The following is a 20,710-nucleotide window of genomic DNA, read 5'->3' as shown; positions in this document are numbered from 1 at the left end:
TCAGGACTTCCGGCTCAGTACCGGTAGTGGTCGGACTTGTACGGACCGGCGATGTCGACGCCGAGGTACGCGGCCTGCTCCTTGGTGAGCTCCGTCAGCTCGACACCGAGGGCGTCGAGGTGCAGGCGGGCCACCTCCTCGTCGAGGTGCTTCGGCAGCACGTGGACGCCGAGCTCGTACTCGTCGGCCTTCGTGTAGAGCTCGATCTGCGCCAGCACCTGGTTCGTGAACGAGTTCGACATGACGAACGACGGGTGGCCCGTCGCGTTGCCGAGGTTGAGCAGACGACCCTCGGACAGGACGATGATCTTCTTGCCGTCCTCGAAGATCCACTGGTGGACCTGGGGCTTGATCTCGTCCTTGACGATGTTCGGGATCTTGGCCAGACCGGCCATGTTGATCTCGTTGTCGAAGTGGCCGATGTTGCCCACGATCGCCTGGTGCTTCATCTTCTGGAAGTGCTCGACCGTGATGATGTCGAAGTTTCCGGTGGTCGTGATGAAGATGTCGGCGGTCTCGACGACCGACTCGAGGCGCTTGACCTCGTAGCCGTCCATCGCGGCCTGCAGCGCGCAGATCGGGTCGATCTCGGTGACGATGACGCGCGCGCCCTGGCCACGGAGCGACTCGGCCGAGCCCTTGCCCACGTCGCCGTAGCCGCACACGACGGCGACCTTGCCGCCGATCATGACGTCGGTGGCGCGGTTCAGGCCGTCGATCAGCGAGTGGCGGCAGCCGTACTTGTTGTCGAACTTGCTCTTGGTGACCGAGTCGTTGACGTTGATCGCCGGGAAGAGCAGCGTGCCCTCGCGGAACCGGTCGTACAGACGCAGGACGCCGGTGGTGGTCTCCTCGGAGACGCCCTTGATGTCCTTGGAGATGTTCGTCCAGTGCTGCGGCTTGTTCGCGACCGAGCGGGCGAGCACGCGCAGCACCTCCTTGAACTCCTCGTTGTCGGTGCTGTCCTGCGACGGCACGACACCGGTCTTCTCGTACTCGACACCGAGGTGCAGCAGCATCGTGATGTCGCCACCGTCGTCGAGCAGCACGTTCGGTCCGCCCTCGGCGAAGTCGAAGACCTTCTCGGCCTCGTCCCAGTACTCGCCCAGCGTCTCGCCCTTCCAGGCGAAGACGGGGATGCCCTGGGGGTCCTCCGGGGTGCCGTTCGGACCCACGACGACCGCGGCGGCCGCGTGGTCCTGGGTCGAGAAGATGTTGCAGGTGGCCCAGCGGACGTCGGCACCGAGAGCGGCGAGCGTCTCGATCAGCACGGCGGTCTGGATGGTCATGTGAAGCGAGCCGGCGATGCGGGCTCCGGCGAGGGGCTGGCTGGCGCCGAACCGCTCACGCATGGCGACCAGGCCGGGCATCTCGTGCTCGGCGAGGTCGATCTCCTTGCGGCCGTACTCGGCCAGCGAAAGGTCAGCGACGTTGTAATCCATGCGCCCATCGTAACCGTGAGAGACACGGTCGCGTCAGGGGCTCCGCACGATCGGCGGGGTGATCTGGGCCGCTCAGATCGAGCGCGCCTCGTGCACCAGCATCGTGGGGATCCCGTCGGCGACCGGATAGGCGAGCTGGCACGCCTGGCACACGAGCTCGGAGGCCTCCTCGTCGACGAAGAGACGGTCCCGGCACTGGGGGCAGACGAGGATCTCGAGCAGGCCCGGGTCGAGGAACATGGGTCCAGCCTAGCGCTCAGGTCAGCGCGCAGAACGCCTCGACCTTCGGTGTCTGCCCGGAGACGATCAGCTCGTCGCCCGGGGTCACGTAGGTCTCCGGGCGCGCGTAGGTGAAGTCCTCGCCGCGCGTCTTCACGCCCACGATGGTGACGCCGTACCGCTGACGCAGGTTCGCCTCCGTGAGGGTCTTGCGCTCGGAGCACTCCGGAGCGCGGGTGCGGGCGATCGCGAAGCCGTCGTCGAACTCGATGAAGTCGGTCATGGTGCCGGTCACGAGGTGGGCCACGCGCTTGCCCATCTGGGACTCCGGCCGGATCACGTGGGTCGCGCCGACGCGCTCCAGGATCGCCGCGTGCTTGCCGCTGATCGCCTTGGCCCAGACCTCGTTGACGCCGAGGTCGAGCAGGCCCAGCACCGTGAGCACGCTGGCCTCGATGTCGGTGCCGATGCCGACGACCGCGATCTCGAACTGCTCCGCGCCGATCTGGCGCAGCGCCTCGGTGTCGGTCGTGTCGGCGGCGACGACGTGCGTGAAGTCGCTGGCATACTTCTGCACGATCTCGGCGCGCTCGTCGACGGCCAGGACGTCGTGCCCGAGCTGGACGAGCGAGCGCGCGACGGCAAGACCGAACCGACCGAGTCCCAGCACGATGACCGGGGCGGTCGGCGAGGTGTCCTTGCTCCTGGCCATGGCGATTCCTTCTCTATCCGATGATCGGCTGTTCCTCGGGCACGGTGTACCGCGGTGCCCGACGTCGCAGGACGAAGGCCGAGGCAGCCGTAATGGTGCCGACTCGGCCGATGAACATCAACCCGATGATGACCACCTGCGAGGGAACGTTGAGGTCGTAGGTGAGGCCCGTGGTCAGTCCGACCGTCGCGAACGCCGACGTGCACTCGAACAACGCGTCCTCGAAGCTCACGTCCGAGACGAGCATCAGGATCCAGGTGGAGCCTCCGACGAGCATCACCGAGATGAGCGCGATCGTGATGGCGGTGCGCACGACGGCCGAGCTGATGGCCCGGGCGCCGATCGTGACCTGCGGGTCGCCGCGCAGCTCGGCGAGGATCACGTAGGCCAGCAGCAGGAAGGTCGTCACCTTGATGCCGCCCGCCGTGCTGGCGCTGCCGCCACCGATGAACATCAGGACGGTCGCGAAGCTCTGCGTCTCGGGGCGCACCGAGCCCCAGTCGAAGCTGTTCAGGCCGCCGGATCGCGGCATGATGCCGCCCTCCAGGCCCGAGACGAGCTTGTGGTCCCACGGCAGGCCGCCGAGGGTCGTGTCGTTGCCCCACTCGAGCGCGAGGAACACCACGGCACCGAGGACGAGCAGGAAGATCGAGCCCCACACCGTGAGCCGCGTGTGGATCGTCCACTTGCTGGGCTTGCGCCAGCCGCTGAAGAGCTCGGCCAGCACCGGGAAGCCCACGGCACCGAAGAACACGCCGATGCAGATGGGCACGATGATGAGCCAGTCGCCGGCGTACCGCGTGAGGCTGTCGGGGTGCAGGGAGAAGCCTGCGTTGTTGAAGGCCATGACGGCGTCGAAGACCCCGTGCCACAGCGAGGTCGCCCAGCTGTCGAAGTACGTCGCCCGGTAGCGGATCGACAGCACGATCGCGATCACGACCTGGAAGCTCAGCATCACGACCGCGACGCGGCGGAACAGCGGCTTCACCTCGCCGAGGCTCACGACGTGCATGTCGGTCTGCGCCACGAGGCGGGTACGCAGCCCGAGCCGGCCGCCGATGAACAGGCCGAGCACCGTGGCGAGCGCGACGATGCCGAGCCCGCCGATCTCGACCAGCACGAGGATGATCGTCTGCCCCGCCGGCGACCAGTAGCTCGAGGTGTCGACCGACGCCAGGCCCGTGACGGTCACCGCGGACGTCGACGTGAAGAACGCCGCCATGAAGTCGGGCGAGTTCACCCCGGCGCGGGCGAACGGCAGGAGCAGGAGCCCGGTCCCGAGCAGGATCAGCGCGAGGAAGCTCAACGGCAGCAGGCGGACCGGGTGAGCGATCGCCGCAGGCAGCACCGGGCGGGACACGAGGCGACGCTACACCGGCGTCGGGGCGTTGGCTTGCTTTCGGCGGCGCGGCCGCGGGCGGGCCCACGGCACCGGGTCGTTAGGGTGGCGACCGTGCCCGAGCAGACCTCCCGCCTCGCGATCGTGATCGTCACGTACAACCGGCCGGAGTTCCTGTCCGAGCTGCTGCGCAGCGCGACGCGGCTCGAGACGCCTCCGTGGCGCATCGTCGTGATCGACAACGCCAGCGACGAGCCGACCACCGACGTGCTCGACGAGGCGGCCGCGTGGTTCGACGAGGGCGTGCTCGTCGCCCGTCGACTCGCCACGAACACCGGCGGCGCCGGCGGCTTCTGCGAGGGCACCAAGGTCGCCCTCGAGCTCGGCGCCGAGTGGGTGTGGCTGATGGACGACGACGTCGAGATCCTCCCCGAGGCGCTCGACCGGTTCGCCCCGTGGCAGGAGCGCTTCCGGGTCATCCACGGACGCCGCTACGACTTCGACGGCTCGCCGTTCTACTGGCAGGCCAAGTTCAACGAGTTCCTCGGCGTGCCCCTCCCCTACGGCGTCAAGCGCACGTTCAACGACGAGGGCTTCGCGATCACGAACTCGGGCACCTTCGAGGGCATGCTGATCCACGCCGACGTCGTGCGGACGATCGGACTCCCCGACCCCCGCTTCTTCATCACGTGGGACGACGCCGCCTACGCGTGGCTCGCCGCCCAGCACACCGACGTCGTCTACGTCGACGAGTACGTGCTGCAGCGCAAGCGCGAGCAGCGGCAGGTCAACCTCGGCCTGCGCCACCTCAACGACGGCAGCCCGCTCTTCCGCTTCCACGTCATGCGCAACCGCGCGTACGTCGGCAAGTACTTCGCCCTCCACGGGCGCCTCAACCGCCTCGGGTTCGGACTCGGCACCGCCCTGACCTTCGCCAAGGAGGTCTTCCGGCTCGTCGTCGTGCAGCACACGCTCAGCGGTGTCGGCGACCTGGTGCGCGGCTTCCGCGAGAACCGCCGCATCTGGCGCGACCGCTCCTGGCGCCCCATGGACCCCTCCGACGTCCCCCCGGCCCTGCCGCAGCCCTGAGGGGCCGGCTCAGCCCTCGGTCAGCCATCTCCGGGCGAGGTCGAGGTCCGCGGGGGTGGTGATCTTGAGGTTGCGCTCGTCGCCCGCCACGACCGCGACGCTGGCGCCGGGGACGTGGGCGAGGACCACGCCGCAGTCGTCGGTGGGCTCGGCGGGCTCGCGGGCGGCCGCCGCGTGGGCGTCGCGGAGCACGCCGGCGCGGAACGCCTGAGGGGTCTGCACCCGACGGACGACCTTCCGGTCGACCGTGCCCACGACCACGCCGTCGGCATCGACCTCGACGAGGGTGTCGACGACGTCGATCGCCGGGGTCACCGCGTCGTGCAGCACGACCCCCGCGAGGCACGCGTCGACGATCGCGTCGGTCACCAGCGGTCGGGCGGCGTCGTGCACCAGGACGACGTCGTCGTCGGACAACCCGGGCACGGCGGCCAGCCCCAACCGGGTGCTGTCAGCCCGCGTGGCCCCACCCTCGACCACGGCCACGACCTTGGCCTCGGCCACGGCGATGCGGTGCGCCTCACGGGCCGACTCGGCGTGCGTCACGAGCACGATGCAGTCGACGCCCGGGTGGGCCGCCAGCCGACGCACCGAGTGCGACAGCACCGTGCTGCCCTCGAGGTCGAGCAGCTGCTTGGGGGTGGTCGCCCCGAAGCGCGTACCCGTGCCCCCGGCCAGGACGAGGGCGTGGACCGTCATCAGCGCGGCAGCCCGGGCTGGATCATCGGCTCCTCGCCACGCGCCCGCTCCGAGGCCTTCCAGGCACGGAAGCCCTCCTCGGTCTCGCCGCGGCGCCAGTACGCCGAGACGGAGACGTCGCGGCGCTCGACGCCACGCTCCTTCACCAGGTACGGGCGAACCGTCTTGAGCAGCCCCGACTCGCCGTGGACGAAGATCTGCACCCGGCCGCCCGGCCAGGGCCACGCCCGCACGGCGTCGTCGAGCAGGTTCGTGGTGCCTGCGTGCGCCGGCGCACGGTGGAGCCAGTGCACCTCGACGTCGCCCGCGGTGACCACGGGCTGCTCGTCGGCCGGACCGTCGACCTCGATGAAGGCCGTGGCCTTCTGGCCGGGCAGGAGCGCCTCGATGCTCGCCAGGATCGCCGGGATCGCCGACTCGTCACCCACGAGGAGCTGGTGGTCGGCCTCCGGATCGGGGCGGTACGCGCTGCCGGGGCCACCGAAGTGGACGACCTCGCCGACCTGCGCCCGGGTGGCCCAGGGGCCGGCCAGGCCCTCGTCGCCGTGCACCACGAAGTCGACCCACAGCTCGCCGGCCTCGGCGTCGAGACGGCGGATCGTGTAGGTGCGCATCACGGGCCAGTGCTCCGACGGCATGGTCTCGCGCAGCTCGCGGACGTCGATGCGCTCGGGGTAGGTGACGCCGGGCGCGAAGAACGCGATCTTGATGTAGGCGTCGGTGTCGCCGTCCCAGTCCTCGACGATGCCGGCGAGCTCGGGTCCACCGAGCACGATGCGACGCATCGACGGGGCGACGTCCTCGACCCGCAGCACGGACAGACGGGTCAGGTAGGTGCTCGACACGGCTGTAGCCTAACGAGGTGACCCAGGGCATCGACAGCACGCAGCTGGACCCCGCAGTTCGCGTCCAGGACGACCTCTTCCGCCACGTCAACGGCCGCTGGCTGCGCGACGCGCCGATCGCGCCGGACCGCGCCACCGCCGGCTCCTTCGTGACGCTCGTCGACGAGGCCGAGGCCAAGGTGCGCCAGATCATCGAGGGCGCGACCGCGGCCGAGGCCCCCGAGGGCACCGACGAGCGCAAGATCGGCGACCTCTACGCGTCCTTCATGGACACCGACCGCATCGAGGCGCTCGGCGTCGAGCCGCTGCAGCCCGACCTCGCGCGCATCGCCGACGTCGCCGACTACGCGGGCTTCGCGACGCTCCTCGGCGACCTCGAGCGCACCGGGACCCACGGGGTGCTCGGCATCTACATCGCCCCCGACCGCGGCCAGCCGGACCGCTACGTGACGCACGCGTTCCAGGGCGGCACGGGCCTGCCCGACGAGTCGTACTACCGCGAGGACGACACCGCCGAGATCCGCGAGGCGTACGTCGGCCACATCACCCGGATGCTCGAGCTGGCCGGGCTCGACGACGCCGCCGGCCGTGCCGGTCGCGTCATGGACCTCGAGACCCGGATCGCCTCCCACCACTGGGACCGCGTGGCCTGCCGCGACGCGCAGAAGACCTACAACCTGCTGTCGATCGACGACCTGCAGGCGCTCGTCCCCAGCTTCGACCTGACCGCCTGGGCCGCCGCGGGCCACATCGACCCGCAGGTCGTCGCCGAGGTCGTCATGGCGCAGCCGTCCTACCTCGAGGGACTCGAGACGCTCCTGACCGACGAGCTGCTGCCGTCCTGGCTCGACTGGCTGCGGTGGCAGGTCGTGCACGCCGCCGCGCCGTACCTCTCGAGCGCGCTCGTCGACGAGAACTTCGACTTCTACGGCCGCACGCTGTCGGGCACCGACGAGCTGCGGCCGCGCTGGAAGCGTGGCGTCTCCTTCGTGGAGGGCGCGATGGGCGAGGTCGTCGGCGCCATCTACGTGCGCACCGAGTACCCGGACGCCGCCCGCGAGCGCATGGGTGAGCTCATCGAGCACCTCATCGAGGCGTACCGGCTCTCCATCCGCGAGCTGTCGTGGATGAGCGACGAGACCAAGGACCGTGCCCTCGAGAAGCTCGAGGCGTTCACGCCGAAGATCGGCCACCCGCCCACGTTCAAGGACTACTCGGCGCTCACGACCGATCCCACCGACCTCCTGGGCAACGCCCGGCGCTCGATGGCGGTCGAGACGGCCCGCGAGCTCGCCAAGATCGGCGCGCCGATCGACCGCGACGAGTGGTACATGACGCCGCAGACGGTCAACGCGTACTACAACCCCACGATGAACGAGATCGTGTTCCCCGCCGCGATCCTGCAGCCGCCGTTCTTCCACGCCGACGCCGACGACGCGGTCAACTACGGCGCCATCGGCGCGGTGATCGGTCACGAGATCGGCCACGGCTTCGACGACCAGGGCTCGCAGTACGACGGCACCGGCGCCCTGCGCAACTGGTGGACCGACGCCGACCGCGAGGCCTTCGAGGCCCTCACGAAGACCCTGGTGGCGCAGTACGACGAGCTCGTGCCCGAGGGTGCCGACGGCCAGACGGTCAACGGCGCCCTGACGATCGGCGAGAACATCGGCGACCTCGGCGGGCTCAGCATCGCGTACCGCGCCTTCCGCCTCGCGCAGCCCGAGGGCGACCGCGAGCCGATCGAGGGCCTGACCCCCGAGCAGCGCTTCTTCATCTCCTGGGCGCAGGCGTGGCAGGCGAAGGTGCGCCCCGCCGAGACCGTCCGCCGTCTCACGGTCGACCCGCACTCGCCGCCGGAGTTCCGGTGCAACCAGGTCGTGCGCAACATCGACGCCTTCTACGAGGCCTTCGACGTCACCCCGGACGACGCCCTCTGGCTGGAGCCGGAGGACCGCGTCACCATCTGGTCGGCATGACCTATCCCCAGGGTCGCCTCGTCGGGTCCCTGGCGGCAGTGCAGGTGGTGGGTGGCGTCGGCAACGGCGCGGGTCTGGCGATCGGCGCGCTGCTCGTCAAGGACGTCAGCGGGTCGTCCGGATGGGCCGGGATGGCCACCGTGATGCTCACGATCGGTGCAGCGCTGGCCACCGTGCCGCTCGCCCGGTGGGCCGTGCGGTCCGGTCGACGCCCTGCCCTGACGACGGGGTGGGCGATCGGTGCTGCGGGTGCGGTGGTCTCGATCGTGGGGGCCGATCTCGACTCGCTGCCCGTGGTGCTGCTCGGCCTCGTGATGTTCGGCGCGAGCACCGCCGCGAACCTGCAGTCGCGGTTCGCGGCGACTGACCGCGCCGAGCCGCGTCGCGTCGGGCGGTCGCTCTCGATCGTCGTCTGGGCGACCACGATCGGTGCGGTCGCCGGACCGAACCTGACCAAGCCAGGTGCCGACGTGGCGCAGGCGCTCAGCATCCCCGACCTCGCCGGCCCCCTCGTGTTCTCGGCGGCAGGCTTCGCGCTCGCGGGCCTGCTGACCTTCCTCCTCGTCCGACCCGACCCGCTCGCCCCGGAGGCGGGCGCGGAACGCAGGCCGCGCGTCTCGCCCTGGCCCCACCTGCGCGGCACGGCGCTCACGGCCGTCGTGGCGATCGCCGCGTCGCACGCCGTCATGGTCTCGGTCATGTCGCTGACGCCCGTGCACATGCAGGACCACGGCGCGGACCTGGAGCTGATCGGCCTGACGATCAGCCTCCACATCGCCGGCATGTTCGCGCTGTCCCCGCTGTTCGGCTGGCTCGCCGACACGCTCGGCCCGGCGGTGATGGTCGTCCTGGGTCAGTCGGTGCTGGTGCTGGCCACGCTCGTCGCGGGCACCTCGGGGCACTCCGAGCCGCGCATCATCATCGGGCTCGTGCTGCTGGGACTCGGCTGGTCGATGTCGGTCATCGCGGGTGCCGCGATGCTGACCACGGCGGTACCGACCACGGCCCGCCCTGCCGTGCAGGGCATCGCCGACCTCTCGATGAACGTCGCCGGCGCCAGCGGCGGCCTCCTGGCGGGCCTCGTCGTGGCGTGGCGCGACTTCGGCACGCTCAACGCCGCGGCCGCCGTGCTCACGATCCCCGTGATCGGCCTGGTGGTCGCCGGCTCCCGCGCGGCCCGCGTCGTCGCGAACGACTGACGCGGCTCCTCAGTCGGCGTCGTCGCCGCGGCCGACCTTGGCGCGCGCCTTTGCCTCCCGGGCCGCGGTCTTGCGCTCGGTGCGGGCCTCGCGGCGCTCCTGCACCGCGTCGATGACGGCGACGAAGGGGTCGGTCAGCCGGAACCAGACGTCCTCGACCCTCCGGCGCGCCGGCTCGGTCACCTCCGCCAGCCAGTCGACCCGCTCCTCGAGCAGGTCGTTCGGGAACACCACGAGGGTGACCGCGACGATCGCGAGCGCCGCGGGCACCGCGCCGAACACCACGGCGAAGAAGACGTTCGCCACGATCGCGACCGTGACGGCCACGATCCGCGAGACGCGGTTGAGCATGAGCGGCGCGAAGAACAGCTGGGTCAGCAGCACCATATAGGTGAGGAAGGCGAGGAAGACCGGACTCGCCGAGACGAGGTCCGACAGCCACGGGAACGGGCGGAACTCCGGCAGCTGCGTCGTGTAGTACAGCGCCTCGCCCGAGCGCCACGCGTCGCGCGCGATCTTGTCGAGGCCCGCGGTCACGTAGAGCAGGACGGTCTGCACCCCGAGCCCGAGCAGGCCGATGTTGTGCAGGCTCACCCCGAGCCACGGCGGCAGCACCTCGTCGGAGTCGAAGCCTCGTTGCTCGGCGTCGAGGCCTGCTGCGCGGGCGTCGCGCCGTCGTTGGTCGATCGAGCACCGGTCGCCCGAGCTCGTGAGCACGAGCCACAGGAGCGCCAGACGGACCGCGTTGTCGCTCGCGCTGCCGACCATGGGGTTCTGGCCCACGACCGCGATGAAGCCGATCAGGGTGACGACGTTCGCCGCACGCGTGTACCAGCCGAGCGTCAGGGCCAACGACGCCAGCATCGTGACGAGGTACACCACCGTGACGACGGTGTCGGTCGCGTTGCGCACGAGCCAGAGCTCGGGGAAGTCCACCGCGTCGCGGGCCGGCTCGGCCCACACCGACGCGTTGCCGACCCAGAGCGTGCGGTCGGAGAAGTTCACGACGAGGGTCAGCAGCACCGACAGCCCGAGCAGGATGCGGCACAGCGCCAGCCCGACGAGCGCGTTGCGTCCGCCGAACAGCCAGCGCTCGGCCGACTCCCGCACCCGGACGACCGCGTCCAGGACCACCCACCAGGCGTCACGCACCCTCGTCACCCCCCACGTAGTCGTCGAAGGCCCGCTGGGCCTCCTCGTTGCCGGCGATGGCGTCGCGCCACCCCAAGGTCGTCCACTCGTACGGCTCGTCCGCCAGACTCTCCCCGGCGCGGTCGTCGTAGGACGGTACCCGCCTCAGTCCGATGCGCACCTGGATCTCCTCGACCGTGCCGTCGGTGCGGGCCGTCGTGAACAGCGTGCCGAACTGGGTCGCCATGGCCCAGTTGGCGAAGAACGTCTGCGCCAGGAAGGGCGACGCACCCTCGGCCTCGATCTCGACCTGCCGGACGGCGCGGTCGTCCTCCGTCAGGTCCTGCTCGACGAGTGGCCGGGCGGATGCCGGGAAGGAGGCGATCGCGACGTTGAGGTTCGTGGCGAGCGACCGTGCGGCACGATCGATGCGAGGACGCAGCAGTCCACCGCGCTCGAGCTGCTGCGTGACGTCGACCCACTCGGTCTCGACGACCGTGCCGTCCGTCGCCAGCAGCCGCGCCCGAACGAGGAGCGCCTCGTCGGCCCGCTGGAGGCCCGGGTCGATCGTCGCGGGCGACTGCCGGAAGTACGGGTTCACGTACGAGGCGAGCGTCGAGCTGCCGACGCTGTCGCGGATCGGACTGACGGGGCTGAGCCACAGTCCGACGACCGCGGAGTGCACGATCACGACGAGCGCAATCGTCAGCATGAGTCCGCTCTGCCACCGTGTCACGGAGACCTCGGCGGTGGTGGCGGACATGGACCTCATCCTAGGTCGAGTGCGGGCGGACCCCGGACATGACGGATGCCGGTGACGCGTGCGTCACCGGCATCCGTTCAGTCGTCGCTGATCAGGCGAGCAGTGCCGACTCGCGGCGCTTCTCGTTGATCATCGCCGCGGCACCCAGGGCCACCAGGAGCAGACCCAGCAGCCAGAAGGGCCACAGGTTCGACGCACCGGTGCTCGGCAGGGTGTCGACCGACTTGTCGGCCAGACCGCCGTTGCCGTTCAGGTTGGCGTTGGCGTTCGCCGGAGCGTTCGCGTTGGCCGGGGCGTTCGCCGGAGCGTTCGCGTTGGTGTTGGTCTGGTCGTCGGTCGTGACGGCCGAGTTCGGACCCACCAGCGTGTTGGCGAGGTTGATCGCCAGCGCCGGCGCGGAACCGACGGCCGAGAGGACCGTGACCCGCAGCGCGGTCGTCGAGAACACGCCCTGCGTGCCCGTGCGAGCCGCGACGGCCTCGCGGTAGCTGCCCGGATCGGTCTCCCACACGTTGGTGCGGATGTCGACCAGCGGCTCCAGCGCCGAGAACAGCGGCTGGATGAGCGCGGTGCTCAGCGAGGCACCGAGACCCTGGATGGCGGTGCCTGCGGCGTCGAGCACCGGGGCGATGATGCCGCCGACGACCGGAACGGCCAGGAGCTGTCCGAGCGGCACACCGAGCACGGTCAGGTTCTGCAGACCGGCGTTGAGATTGGTGCCGAGACCGGCGACGAGTGCGCCGAGCTGCTGCACGACACCGTCCACCACGATCGGGAGGATCTGGATGTTGTGCGCCTTGTTGCCCGTGCGGGTGAAGTCGTAGCCGAGCGACTGGAGCACGTCCGGCTGGTCCTCGAGCTGGTCGAGGTCGTAACCCGTGGCGAGCTTGACGACGGCGTTGAGGTCGACCGTGATGTCACCGGTCTGCAGGTTGATCGTCAGGCCGTTGCCGGTCAGGGTGCTGACGGCGGTGAGGAGCTCCGGGACACCCGTGATGAGTCCGCCGACGACGGGGTTGTTGCCGAGGTCGATGACCGGCTGCAGGAGCGCCGTGATCGGCGCGAGCAGCGTCTGACCGACGTTGATGTTGAGGCTGCCACCCGCGACGGTGACGTCACGCAGCGGCGCGTTCGGAGCGCCCGCGGCGAGCTCGGTGCTGGACGCGAGGGCGCCCAGGCTCAGCTCGGCGTTGACGATGCCGTTCAGCGCGGCGAGCGGGCTGCCCGGACCGGTGAGGTTCAGGGTCGCGTTCGAGGGCGGGGCGTTACCGCCACCGGCCTGCACGATGCCGTCGCTCGTGACCGCACCCGAGGCGGCCTTCGAGGCGTCCTGGTTCGCGAAGGCGTAGGTGCCGACGGCGCCGATCCGCGAGCCCAGCAGCTGGTTGCCCAGGCCGTTCGTCAGCGTCTTCAGCGGGTCGAGGACACCGTTGGAGTAGTCGGGACCGTCGGTCGCGGGCGTGCCGGCCTTCGTGTCGACCTTGGCCTGGGCGGCGGCGAGCTCCTGCTCGGTGCCCTGGCGCTCCAGGAGGCGAGCCAGAGGATCGACCAGCGCGCTGCCGAGCAGCACCCCCGAGGCGGAGATGTAGGTCGCCTCGGCGGAGGACTTGTAGTCAGTCTTGAGGGCGGCGCCTGCGTTCAGGCTGGCCACGGAGGTGACGAGCAGCGTCGCGACGCCGACTCCGATCACCTTCTTGCCGATGTGCTTCATTCGAGAGAGCTCCTCGTAAGTTCTTACGGGCGGTCGGGGGGAGGCAGGGAGTTCCCGCCCGGTTGGCAGCACTAGTCCGTTCGGACTGGCGATGTCCGATCGACAGTTAACCACATTCTCAGGAGGACTTAATACCCGTCCGGAACGCGGTCCTGTGGGCTAGGTCACAGACTCAAGTCCCTCTCCCGCCTGAGGCGCGCGCCTCACCCACCTGTTCCTGCGGTCGCGGAAATTCCTGGCGGCGCTGCGCCAGGTGTCGTCGCTGATCAGCACCGCGTCGGCCGCGATCATCGCGAGCGAGAAGTACATGAGTCCCATCAGGACCCCGATTCCGAGGTGGGTGCCGGTGATCAGGACGAAGCCGATGATGCGGGTCCGCCGGGTCAGCAGGAGCAGCGGGAACCCGAGCTGGATGATCATCGCGCTCCACGTCGCGCCCATCACGAACGGCGACCAGGTGTAGAGCCAGTCGAGCTCGGCGAGCCACGGCGAGTACTGGTTGACCTGCAGCGGGTAGTAGACCGCGGTGCCGTCGAGCCAGGCGGGGCCGTCGAACTTCCACAGGGCCGAACCGACGTAGATCATGACGATCTGGTGGGCGATCAGCACGACCGCCACGTTGTTGAGCAGGATCGCGAGCCAGTCGTGTCGAGGCTCCCCCCGGTCCTTGCGCCGTCTCCGGCGGGCGTCCAGGGAGGCCACCACACCGCTGTCGCTGAAGCAGAGGTAGAAGAGCACCAGCCGGACGACGTCCTCCGCCCCCGACCGCAGGATCGGCGACGCGTCGATCATCAGGGCCCAGAGCAGGAACGTCGCGATGCAGGCGGTGCGGGTGTGCCATCCGACGAGGAGCGCGACGCCGGCCACCACGGACGCGAGCAGCGCCACGTCCGTCGCCCACGCGGGGGCTGCCGGCAGCCACGGGATCCACGTGACGACGGCCTGGCGCTCGTGGAACGGCTCGGCCCACCGGTGGCCCACGCCCCAGATGTACTGACGGTCGGCGAACCCGACGGCCAGCTGCACCAGGATCGTGAACGCGATCGTCATGCGCGTCGCCGCCAGCCCGAACGTCGACCACCGCGAGGTCGTGAGCCAGTCGACGAGGCGGTCGACGCTCGTGGCGACCGTCGCGGCCGGCGACGTCACGAGTTCCGCTCCAGGTAGTCGGCGATGCTCCGGCGTCGGTCCGGGTCGTCCTCGACCGGGGTCCGCCAGGGACCCTCGGTCACCGCACCCACCGACTTCTCGGCATCGTGCCGCAGCTCCCAGGTCGGCGCCGTCGACAGTCGCGTGCCGTACCGGACGGCCACGAGCTCGCGGTCAGGCTCCAGCGAGCGGAAGACGTCGGTCAGGTAGGTGGTCGCTCCGAGGTCCCGCTCGGCGATGAGGTCACGCGCGAGCCCCGTCACGTCCTCCTCCCCCAGCAGGTCGCGGACGTCGGCGTCCGTGAGGGGGGCGGTCTCGCTCGAGGCGTCGGCCACCGCGGTGCGGATCTCGCCGGTGACGTTCGACCACACCGCGTCGAGCCCGCCGGCCAGTCGCGACGTGAGGTAGGCCGAACGCGGTGCCCCGACCGCGTGCTGCACGACGGAGTCGTCGATCGCCGTGAGGTTGATCCACTCCCCCACCTCGACCGTCTCGCCCTCGCGCCACGCGGCCTGCACCATCAGGTCGCGGTCGGCGTTGACCGGGCTGGGGGCGAAGAGCTTCCACTCCTCCTCGAAGTAGGAGTGGAGCACCACCTCGGCAGCGGACCGGGTGCCCGGCGGGGCGGACTGGGGCGGGATCGAGATGAAGGTGACGCCGAACAGCTGCACGCAGGCCGCGAGCGCCACGAGGACGACCACCACGGTGCGCACGCGCGAGCGGCGCTGCGGCGCGGAGGGCTCGGTCGACACCGGGCCACTCTAGGTCCCCTCCTCGGGAGCCCTGCCGATTTGGTGACAAGTTGCTTACGTCACCCTTTTGCAACCTGCAGCACCTCCCCAGGACACCTCGCCGCTGGCTACGGTTCCGGAGACTCGGGTCCGAGGGGCGGGCCTGTTCTCGTGAGGAGTTCGCATGACGTTGCGCCGAGGCGCTGCCATCGCGTTGACCACGGCTGTCTCAGCTGCCGCACTCGTCGCCTGCGGTTCGGGCGAGGAGACGACCGGCCTGATCGTCGGCACGACCGACAAGGTCGTCTCGATCGACCCGGCCGGGTCGTACGACAACGGCTCGACGACCGTGCAGACGCAGGTGTACCAGTACCTGCTCAACTTCCAGCCCGGTTCGACGGACCTCAGCCCCGACGCGGCGGAGTCCTGTGACTTCACCGAGCCGACCGTCTACACGTGCACCCTGAAGCCGGGGCTGACCTTCGCCAACGGCAACGAGCTCACGGCGTCCGACGTCGCGTTCTCGTTCCAGCGCATCGTCGACATCAACGACCCGAACGGTCCGGCCTCGCTGCTCGGCAACATGGCCTCGGTCGAGGCCGTCGACGACACCACCGTGACGTTCACGCTCAACTCGCCGAACGACCAGACGTTCCCGCAGATCCTCGTGACCTCGGCCGGCCCGATCGTCGACGAGGAGACCTACCCCGCCGACGAGGTGCTCGCCGACGACGACGCCGTCGAGGCGAACGGCTTCTCGGGCCCGTACACGATCTCGTCCTACGACAAGAACGAGCTCGCCGAGTTCACGGCCAACCCCGACTACGACGGCGCCTACGACGCCCCGGCCGAGGACGTCGTGACGCTGAAGTACTACGCGAAGGCCGAGAACCTCAAGCTCGACATCGAGAACAAGTCGATCGACGTCGCGTACCGCTCGCTGACGCCGACCGACATCGCCGACCTCGAGAAGACCGACGGCGTCACGGTGCACACCGGCGCCGGCGGCGAGCTGCGGTACATGGTCTTCAACCTCGACACGATGCCCGGCGGCACGCCGGAGCAGAAGCTGGCCGTGCGCCAGGCGGTCGCCTCGTCGGTCGACCGGGCCGAGCTGTCCGAGGACGTCTACCAGGGCACCTACACGCCTGCGTGGTCGATGGTTCCCGAGGGTCAGACCGGCGCGACCGAGGCCTTCAAGGAGCTCTACGGCGCCGAGCCCGACCTCGACGCGGCCACGAAGTACCTGACGGACGCGGGCGTCACGACGCCGGTCGAGGTCCAGCTGCAGTACAACCCGGACCACTACGGGTCGAACTCCGACCAGGAGTACAACGCGGTCAAGCGGCAGCTCGAGGACACGGGCCTCTTCACGGTCAACCTGCAGTCGACCGAGTGGGTCACCTACTCCGAGGAGTTCCCGGCCGACGCGTACCCGGTCTTCCAGCTCGGCTGGTTCCCGGACTTCCCCGACGCCGACAACTACCTGTCGCCGTTCCTCGCGCCGTACTCCGAGGACAAGGCCGGCAACTTCACCAACTCGCACTACAACGAGGACGGCACCCCGTACGCCGACCCCGAGATGACGAGCCTGCTGGAGTCCGAGCGCACCGACGGCGACCCGACCACGCGGGCGGCGACCCTGGGCCAGATCCAGACGCGCCTCGCCGAGCAGGTGCCGTTCCTGCCGCTGCTGACCGGCACGTCGGTCGCGATCGCGGTCGACGGCGTGAAGGGGGTCGAGGACACGCTCGACGCGTCCTTCAAGTTCCGGTTCACGTCGCTGTCCCAGTAGTCGAACCCGCCGGTCCCTGAGGTGCGACCTTCGAGGCTCCTCGTGCCTCGTCGCACCTCAGGGACCGGTCGGCCGCGCCACGACCACCCGTAGAAGGGACGACCTCCATGTCCTCCGCCGAAGTGCTCGGCCAGGCCGATCTTCCCTCCTCCGGGCCACCCACCAGCGACTCGACGCCGCGGCGCGGACGCCTGAACCCGCTGGCCCGCTACCTCCTGGTGCGGCTGGCGCTGATCATCCCGATGATGTGGGTGCTCGTGACCCTCGTCTTCGTCCTGATGCGCGTCATCGGCGACCCGATCCAGGCCGCGCAGGGCGGGCGGCTGCAGCCCGACCAGATCGCGGAGCGCAAGGCCGAGGCCGGGCTCGACCGCCCCCTGCTGACCCAGTACTTCGAGTACCTCGGCGGCATCCTGCGGGGCGACTTCGGCACGACCCTGACCGACAACCGCGAGGTCTCCGACATCCTCGTGCAGAACGGCGCAGCCACGCTGGAGCTGACGGTCTACGCGCTGATCGTCGCCTTCGCGGTGGGCGTGCCGCTCGGCCGCCTCGCGGCCCGTCACCGCGACCGCTTCCCGGACGTCGTCCTCCGGCTGGGCGCGATCCTCGTCTACGCCGCACCCGTCTTCTTCGTAGGCCTGCTGCTCAAGCTGGCCTTCACGCCCTTCGGCTGGCCGTCGTCCGGCCGGGCCAGCACCTCCACCGAGCTCGCGCTCTCCCGCGCCGAGGGCGAGACCCACATCATGCTGCTCGACGCGATCCTCCACGGCTCCCCGGCCATGGTCCTGGACGTGCTGCAGCACGCGGTGCTGCCGGCCGTGGCCCTCGGCCTGCTGACGGGTGGCGTGTTCCTGCGCCTCGTCCGGGTCAACCTGCTGCAGACGCTGCGCGCCGACTACGTCACCGCAGCGCGCGCTCGGGGCGTGTCGGAGAAGCGCGTCGTGCGCAAGCACGCCTTCCGCACGGCCCTGGTGCCCGTCGTGACCGTGATGGGCATGCAGATCGCGATGCTCCTGGCCGGCGCGATCCTCACCGAGACGACCTTCGAGTGGAAAGGCATCGGCTACGAGCTGTCCGAGTACCTCGTCGCCCGCGACTTCCTCGCGGTGCAGGGCATCGTCACGCTGATCGCCCTGATCGTGGGCGTCACGAGCTTCCTGATCGACGTCATCGTCGCGCTCGTCGACCCGAGGGTGAGGTTCTGATGAGCATCACGGCTCTGCGGGTGCCTGCCGTCGTGCGCCAGTCGCACGGCCTCCAGCGGTTCATGCTGCTGTTCGGCTTCGCCCTCATGGCGATGTTCATCGTCGTGGCGGTCTTCGCCCCGTGGATCGCCCCCTACGACTTCGACGCGGTCCGCGACGCGGAGGGTGTCCGGTTCGGCACGCAGCAGGCGCCGTCCGCGGCGCACTGGTTCGGCACGACGGTGGGTGGCCACGACGTGCTCTCGCGGGTCGTGTTCGGGGCCCGCACGGCCGTCGAGGTCATCCTGCTGGCGGTCGTGCTCTCGAGCCTCGTCGGCGTCCCCCTCGGCCTGGTCTCGGGCTACCTCGGCGGCTGGCTCGACCGGACCCTCGTGCTCGTCATGGACGCGCTCTACTCGTTCCCGTCGCTCCTGCTGGCGATCGTCGTCTCGATCGTGCTCACCGGCGGCCAGAGCAGCGCGTTCGGCGGCATCCTGGCCGCAGCGGTGTCGATCACCGTGGTCTTCGTGCCGCAGTACTACCGCGTCGTGCGCAACGCGACCCTCGCGGTGAAGTCCGAGCCGTACGTCGACGCCGCCCGGGTCGCGGGCGTCCGCACGCCTCGCATCCTGGGCCGCCACGTCTTCTCGAACGTCTCGCAGTCGCTGCCCGTCATCGCGACGCTCAACGCCTCGGAGGCGATCCTGACGCTGGCCGGACTGGGCTTCCTGGGCTTCGGCATCGAGCCGTCGGCCGCCGCCGAGTGGGGCTACGACCTCAACAAGGCCCTGCCCGACGCCGCCTCCGGCATCTGGTGGACCGGCACGTTCCCCGGTCTCGCGATCGTCCTGATCGTGCTGGGCGTGACGCTGGTCGGCGAGAGCCTCAACGACATCCTCAACCCGCTGCTCCGCACGCGCGGCGGCGACGAGAACGACGCCGACGAGGTGGCCGAGCTCGTCGCCGACGACGTCCCCGTGCAGGAGGCACGCGCCACGGCCGACGGCGAGCGCGTGGCGGTGCTGTCGCTGCGCGACCTGTCGGTCTCGTTCCGCACCGACGGCGCACCCGTGCGCGCCGTCCGCGAGATCGGTTTCGACGTCGCCCCGGGCGAGGTCGTCGCCGTCGTGGGCGAGTCCGGCTCCGGCAAGTCGGTCAGCTCGCGGGCCGTGATGGGCCTGCTCCCCGACACCGCGACCGTCGAGGGGTCGGCCGTGCTGACCACGCCGGGCGACGAGCCGCGCGAGCTGATCGGCGCCCGCGCGTCCGACCTCCGCTCGGTGCGGGGCGACGAGGTCTCGATGGTCTTCCAGGAGCCGTCGACCGCCCTCAACCCCGTCCGCACGATCGGCTGGCAGATCGTCGAGGGCATCCGCGCCCACCGCGACGTCTCCGTGGCCGAGGCCCGCAAGCGCGCGGTCGAGCTGCTCGAGATGGTCGGCATGCCCGACCCGGCCGAGCGGGTCGACCACTACCCCCACCAGCTCTCGGGCGGGCAGAAGCAGCGGGTCGTCATCGCGATGGCGATCGCCTGCGACCCCGACGTGATCATCGCCGACGAGCCGACCACGGCCCTCGACGTGACGGTGCAGGCCTCGATCCTCGAGCTCCTGCTGTCGCTGCGCGACCGCCTCGGCACCGCGATCGTGCTGATCACGCACAACATGGGCGTCGTCGCCGACGTCGCCGACCGGGTCGTGGTGATGTACCGGGGCTCGATCGTCGAGCAGGCACCCGTCGACCGCCTCTTCGCGGCGCCGGCCCATGCGTACACGCGCGCCCTGCTGGACGCCGTGCCCCACCTGGGACGCGAGAACGGCCCCTCCCCCGTCGTCGACTCGGAGGTCGTGCTCGACGTCGACCGGCTCGTCGTCGACTTCCCGGGTGGCTTCGGACGCCCCACCTTCCGCGCCGTCGACGACGTCTCGCTGCAGGTGCGCCGCGGCGAGGTGCTCGGCCTGGTCGGCGAGTCCGGCTCGGGCAAGTCCACGATCGGCCGCACGACGGTCGGTCTGCAGCAGCCGACCAGTGGCTCCGTCTCGGTCTCCGGCCAGCAGGTCTCGGGCGTGAGCGACGCGAAGCTCCGGCCGCAGCGCAGGAAGTTCGGCTTCGTGTTCCAGGACCCGGCAGCCTCGCTCAACCCCCGCATGTCGGTCGGCGACTGCCTCGCCGAGCCGTTGCGCACGCAGACCGACCTCGCCGAGCGCGAGGTCCGGGCCAAGGTGCGTCAGCTGCTCGACGACGTCCAGCTGCCCGGCGACTACGAGGGCCGGTTCCCGCACGAGCTGTCCGGCGGGCAGCGTCAGCGCGTGTCGCTGGCGCGGGCGCTGGCCCTCGATCCGGACCTGCTGATCGCCGACGAGCCGACCTCGGCGCTCGACGTCTCGGTGCAGGCGCGGGTGCTCGAGGTGTTCCGCGAGCTCCAGGAACGGCTGCAGTTCGCCTGCCTGTTCATCAGCCACGACCTCGCCGTCGTCGACTCCCTCGCGAACCGCGTCGCGGTGCTGCAGCACGGCCGCCTCGTCGAGGTCGGCCCCCGCGCCGACGTCCTCGGCTCGCCGCAGGAGGAGTACACGCAGCGCCTCATCGGCGCCGTGCCCGTGCCCGACCCCGTCGAGCAGCGCCGTCGCCGCGCCGAGCGGTCTGCCAGCCTCTGACCGCTCCGGTTCCCGCCGGCCCTTCGAGGCTCCTCGCAGAGCTCGTCGCACCTCAGGGAACGG

At 70.3% G+C, this 20,710-nt stretch carries 17 protein-coding genes; 6 read left to right on the top strand and 11 right to left on the bottom strand.

Annotated elements, in window-relative coordinates:
* Nucleotides 1-14: 14 nt before the first annotated feature.
* The 4 genes from ahcY to LO931_RS09170 all read right to left on the bottom strand — a co-directional run bounded on the left by ahcY (nt 15) and on the right by LO931_RS09170 (nt 3,733).
* Nucleotides 15-1,442, bottom strand: coding sequence for an adenosylhomocysteinase (ahcY, locus tag LO931_RS09185; protein WP_229053265.1), 1,428 nt, complete (start codon nt 1,440-1,442; stop codon nt 15-17).
* Between the two features lie 72 nt (nt 1,443-1,514).
* Nucleotides 1,515-1,682 (bottom strand): Trm112 family protein, encoded by a 168-nt coding sequence (locus LO931_RS09180; RefSeq protein WP_229053263.1) that lies wholly within the window; start codon nt 1,680-1,682, stop codon nt 1,515-1,517.
* Nucleotides 1,683-1,698: 16 nt separating this feature from the next.
* Nucleotides 1,699-2,373 carry a TrkA family potassium uptake protein gene (locus LO931_RS09175; protein WP_229053261.1) on the bottom strand — a complete coding sequence of 225 codons (675 nt, stop codon included), beginning with the start codon at nt 2,371-2,373 and terminating at the stop codon, nt 1,699-1,701.
* A gap of 13 nt (nt 2,374-2,386) precedes the next feature.
* Complete coding sequence (locus LO931_RS09170) at nt 2,387-3,733, bottom strand: TrkH family potassium uptake protein (RefSeq protein ID WP_229053259.1); 1,347 nt, start codon at nt 3,731-3,733, stop codon at nt 2,387-2,389.
* Nucleotides 3,734-3,826: 93 nt separating this feature from the next.
* Between LO931_RS09170 and LO931_RS09165 the strand changes: the two genes are divergently transcribed.
* Nucleotides 3,827-4,801, top strand: coding sequence for a glycosyltransferase (locus LO931_RS09165; RefSeq protein ID WP_229053257.1), 975 nt, complete (start codon nt 3,827-3,829; stop codon nt 4,799-4,801).
* A gap of 9 nt (nt 4,802-4,810) precedes the next feature.
* On the opposite strand, the gene ispD is transcribed toward LO931_RS09165, so the two are convergent.
* Both ispD and LO931_RS09155 read right to left on the bottom strand, forming a co-directional pair.
* The gene (ispD, locus tag LO931_RS09160; protein WP_229053255.1) at nt 4,811-5,500 is read right to left on the bottom strand and encodes a 2-C-methyl-D-erythritol 4-phosphate cytidylyltransferase; all 690 of its coding nucleotides are present in this window, start codon (nt 5,498-5,500) and stop codon (nt 4,811-4,813) included.
* The gene (locus tag LO931_RS09155) at nt 5,500-6,345 is read right to left on the bottom strand and encodes a siderophore-interacting protein (RefSeq protein ID WP_229053254.1); all 846 of its coding nucleotides are present in this window, start codon (nt 6,343-6,345) and stop codon (nt 5,500-5,502) included. The genes ispD and LO931_RS09155 overlap by 1 nt, the downstream gene beginning before the upstream one ends.
* A 17-nt stretch (nt 6,346-6,362) precedes the next feature.
* On the opposite strand from LO931_RS09155, the gene LO931_RS09150 reads away from it, so the two are divergent.
* Together LO931_RS09150 and LO931_RS09145 are read left to right on the top strand one after the other, a co-directional pair.
* On the top strand, nt 6,363-8,324 hold the full coding sequence (locus LO931_RS09150) for a M13 family metallopeptidase (RefSeq protein WP_229053253.1): 1,962 nt from the start codon (nt 6,363-6,365) through the stop codon (nt 8,322-8,324).
* Complete coding sequence (locus LO931_RS09145) at nt 8,321-9,523, top strand: MFS transporter (RefSeq protein ID WP_229053252.1); 1,203 nt, start codon at nt 8,321-8,323, stop codon at nt 9,521-9,523. Before LO931_RS09150 ends, LO931_RS09145 begins: the two co-directional genes overlap by 4 nt.
* A 9-nt stretch (nt 9,524-9,532) precedes the next feature.
* Here LO931_RS09145 and LO931_RS09140 read toward each other — a convergent pair whose 3' ends face one another.
* The 5 genes from LO931_RS09140 to LO931_RS09120 all read right to left on the bottom strand — a co-directional run bounded on the left by LO931_RS09140 (nt 9,533) and on the right by LO931_RS09120 (nt 15,029).
* Nucleotides 9,533-10,675 (bottom strand): HTTM domain-containing protein, encoded by a 1,143-nt coding sequence (locus tag LO931_RS09140; RefSeq protein ID WP_229053251.1) that lies wholly within the window; start codon nt 10,673-10,675, stop codon nt 9,533-9,535.
* Nucleotides 10,668-11,417 (bottom strand): DUF5819 family protein, encoded by a 750-nt coding sequence (locus tag LO931_RS09135; protein WP_229053250.1) that lies wholly within the window; start codon nt 11,415-11,417, stop codon nt 10,668-10,670. The genes LO931_RS09140 and LO931_RS09135 overlap by 8 nt, the downstream gene beginning before the upstream one ends.
* A 91-nt stretch (nt 11,418-11,508) precedes the next feature.
* On the bottom strand, nt 11,509-13,128 hold the full coding sequence (locus LO931_RS09130) for a choice-of-anchor G family protein (RefSeq protein WP_229053248.1): 1,620 nt from the start codon (nt 13,126-13,128) through the stop codon (nt 11,509-11,511).
* Between the two features lie 159 nt (nt 13,129-13,287).
* Complete coding sequence (locus LO931_RS09125; protein ID WP_229053246.1) at nt 13,288-14,277, bottom strand: HTTM domain-containing protein; 990 nt, start codon at nt 14,275-14,277, stop codon at nt 13,288-13,290.
* Nucleotides 14,274-15,029: a DUF5819 family protein gene (locus tag LO931_RS09120; RefSeq protein WP_229053244.1), complete on the bottom strand. Its 756-nt coding sequence runs from the start codon at nt 15,027-15,029 to the stop codon at nt 14,274-14,276. Before LO931_RS09120 ends, LO931_RS09125 begins: the two co-directional genes overlap by 4 nt.
* A gap of 163 nt (nt 15,030-15,192) precedes the next feature.
* On the opposite strand from LO931_RS09120, the gene LO931_RS09115 reads away from it, so the two are divergent.
* From LO931_RS09115 to LO931_RS09105, 3 genes are all read left to right on the top strand, one after another.
* Nucleotides 15,193-16,803 carry an ABC transporter substrate-binding protein gene (locus tag LO931_RS09115; RefSeq protein ID WP_229053243.1) on the top strand — a complete coding sequence of 537 codons (1,611 nt, stop codon included), beginning with the start codon at nt 15,193-15,195 and terminating at the stop codon, nt 16,801-16,803.
* A 107-nt stretch (nt 16,804-16,910) separates the two neighbouring features.
* Nucleotides 16,911-18,011, top strand: coding sequence for an ABC transporter permease (locus LO931_RS09110; protein WP_229053241.1), 1,101 nt, complete (start codon nt 16,911-16,913; stop codon nt 18,009-18,011).
* On the top strand, nt 18,011-20,647 hold the full coding sequence (locus tag LO931_RS09105) for a dipeptide ABC transporter ATP-binding protein (RefSeq protein WP_229053234.1): 2,637 nt from the start codon (nt 18,011-18,013) through the stop codon (nt 20,645-20,647). The genes LO931_RS09110 and LO931_RS09105 overlap by 1 nt, the downstream gene beginning before the upstream one ends.
* The last annotated feature ends 63 nt before the right edge of the window (nt 20,648-20,710 follow it).

The organism is Aeromicrobium sp. Leaf350 (genome assembly GCF_916858655.1).
GTDB lineage: Bacteria > Actinomycetota > Actinomycetes > Propionibacteriales > Nocardioidaceae > Aeromicrobium.
The sequence above is the reverse complement of the archived record's forward strand: the minus strand, read 5'-3'. Positions and strand labels throughout refer to the sequence as shown.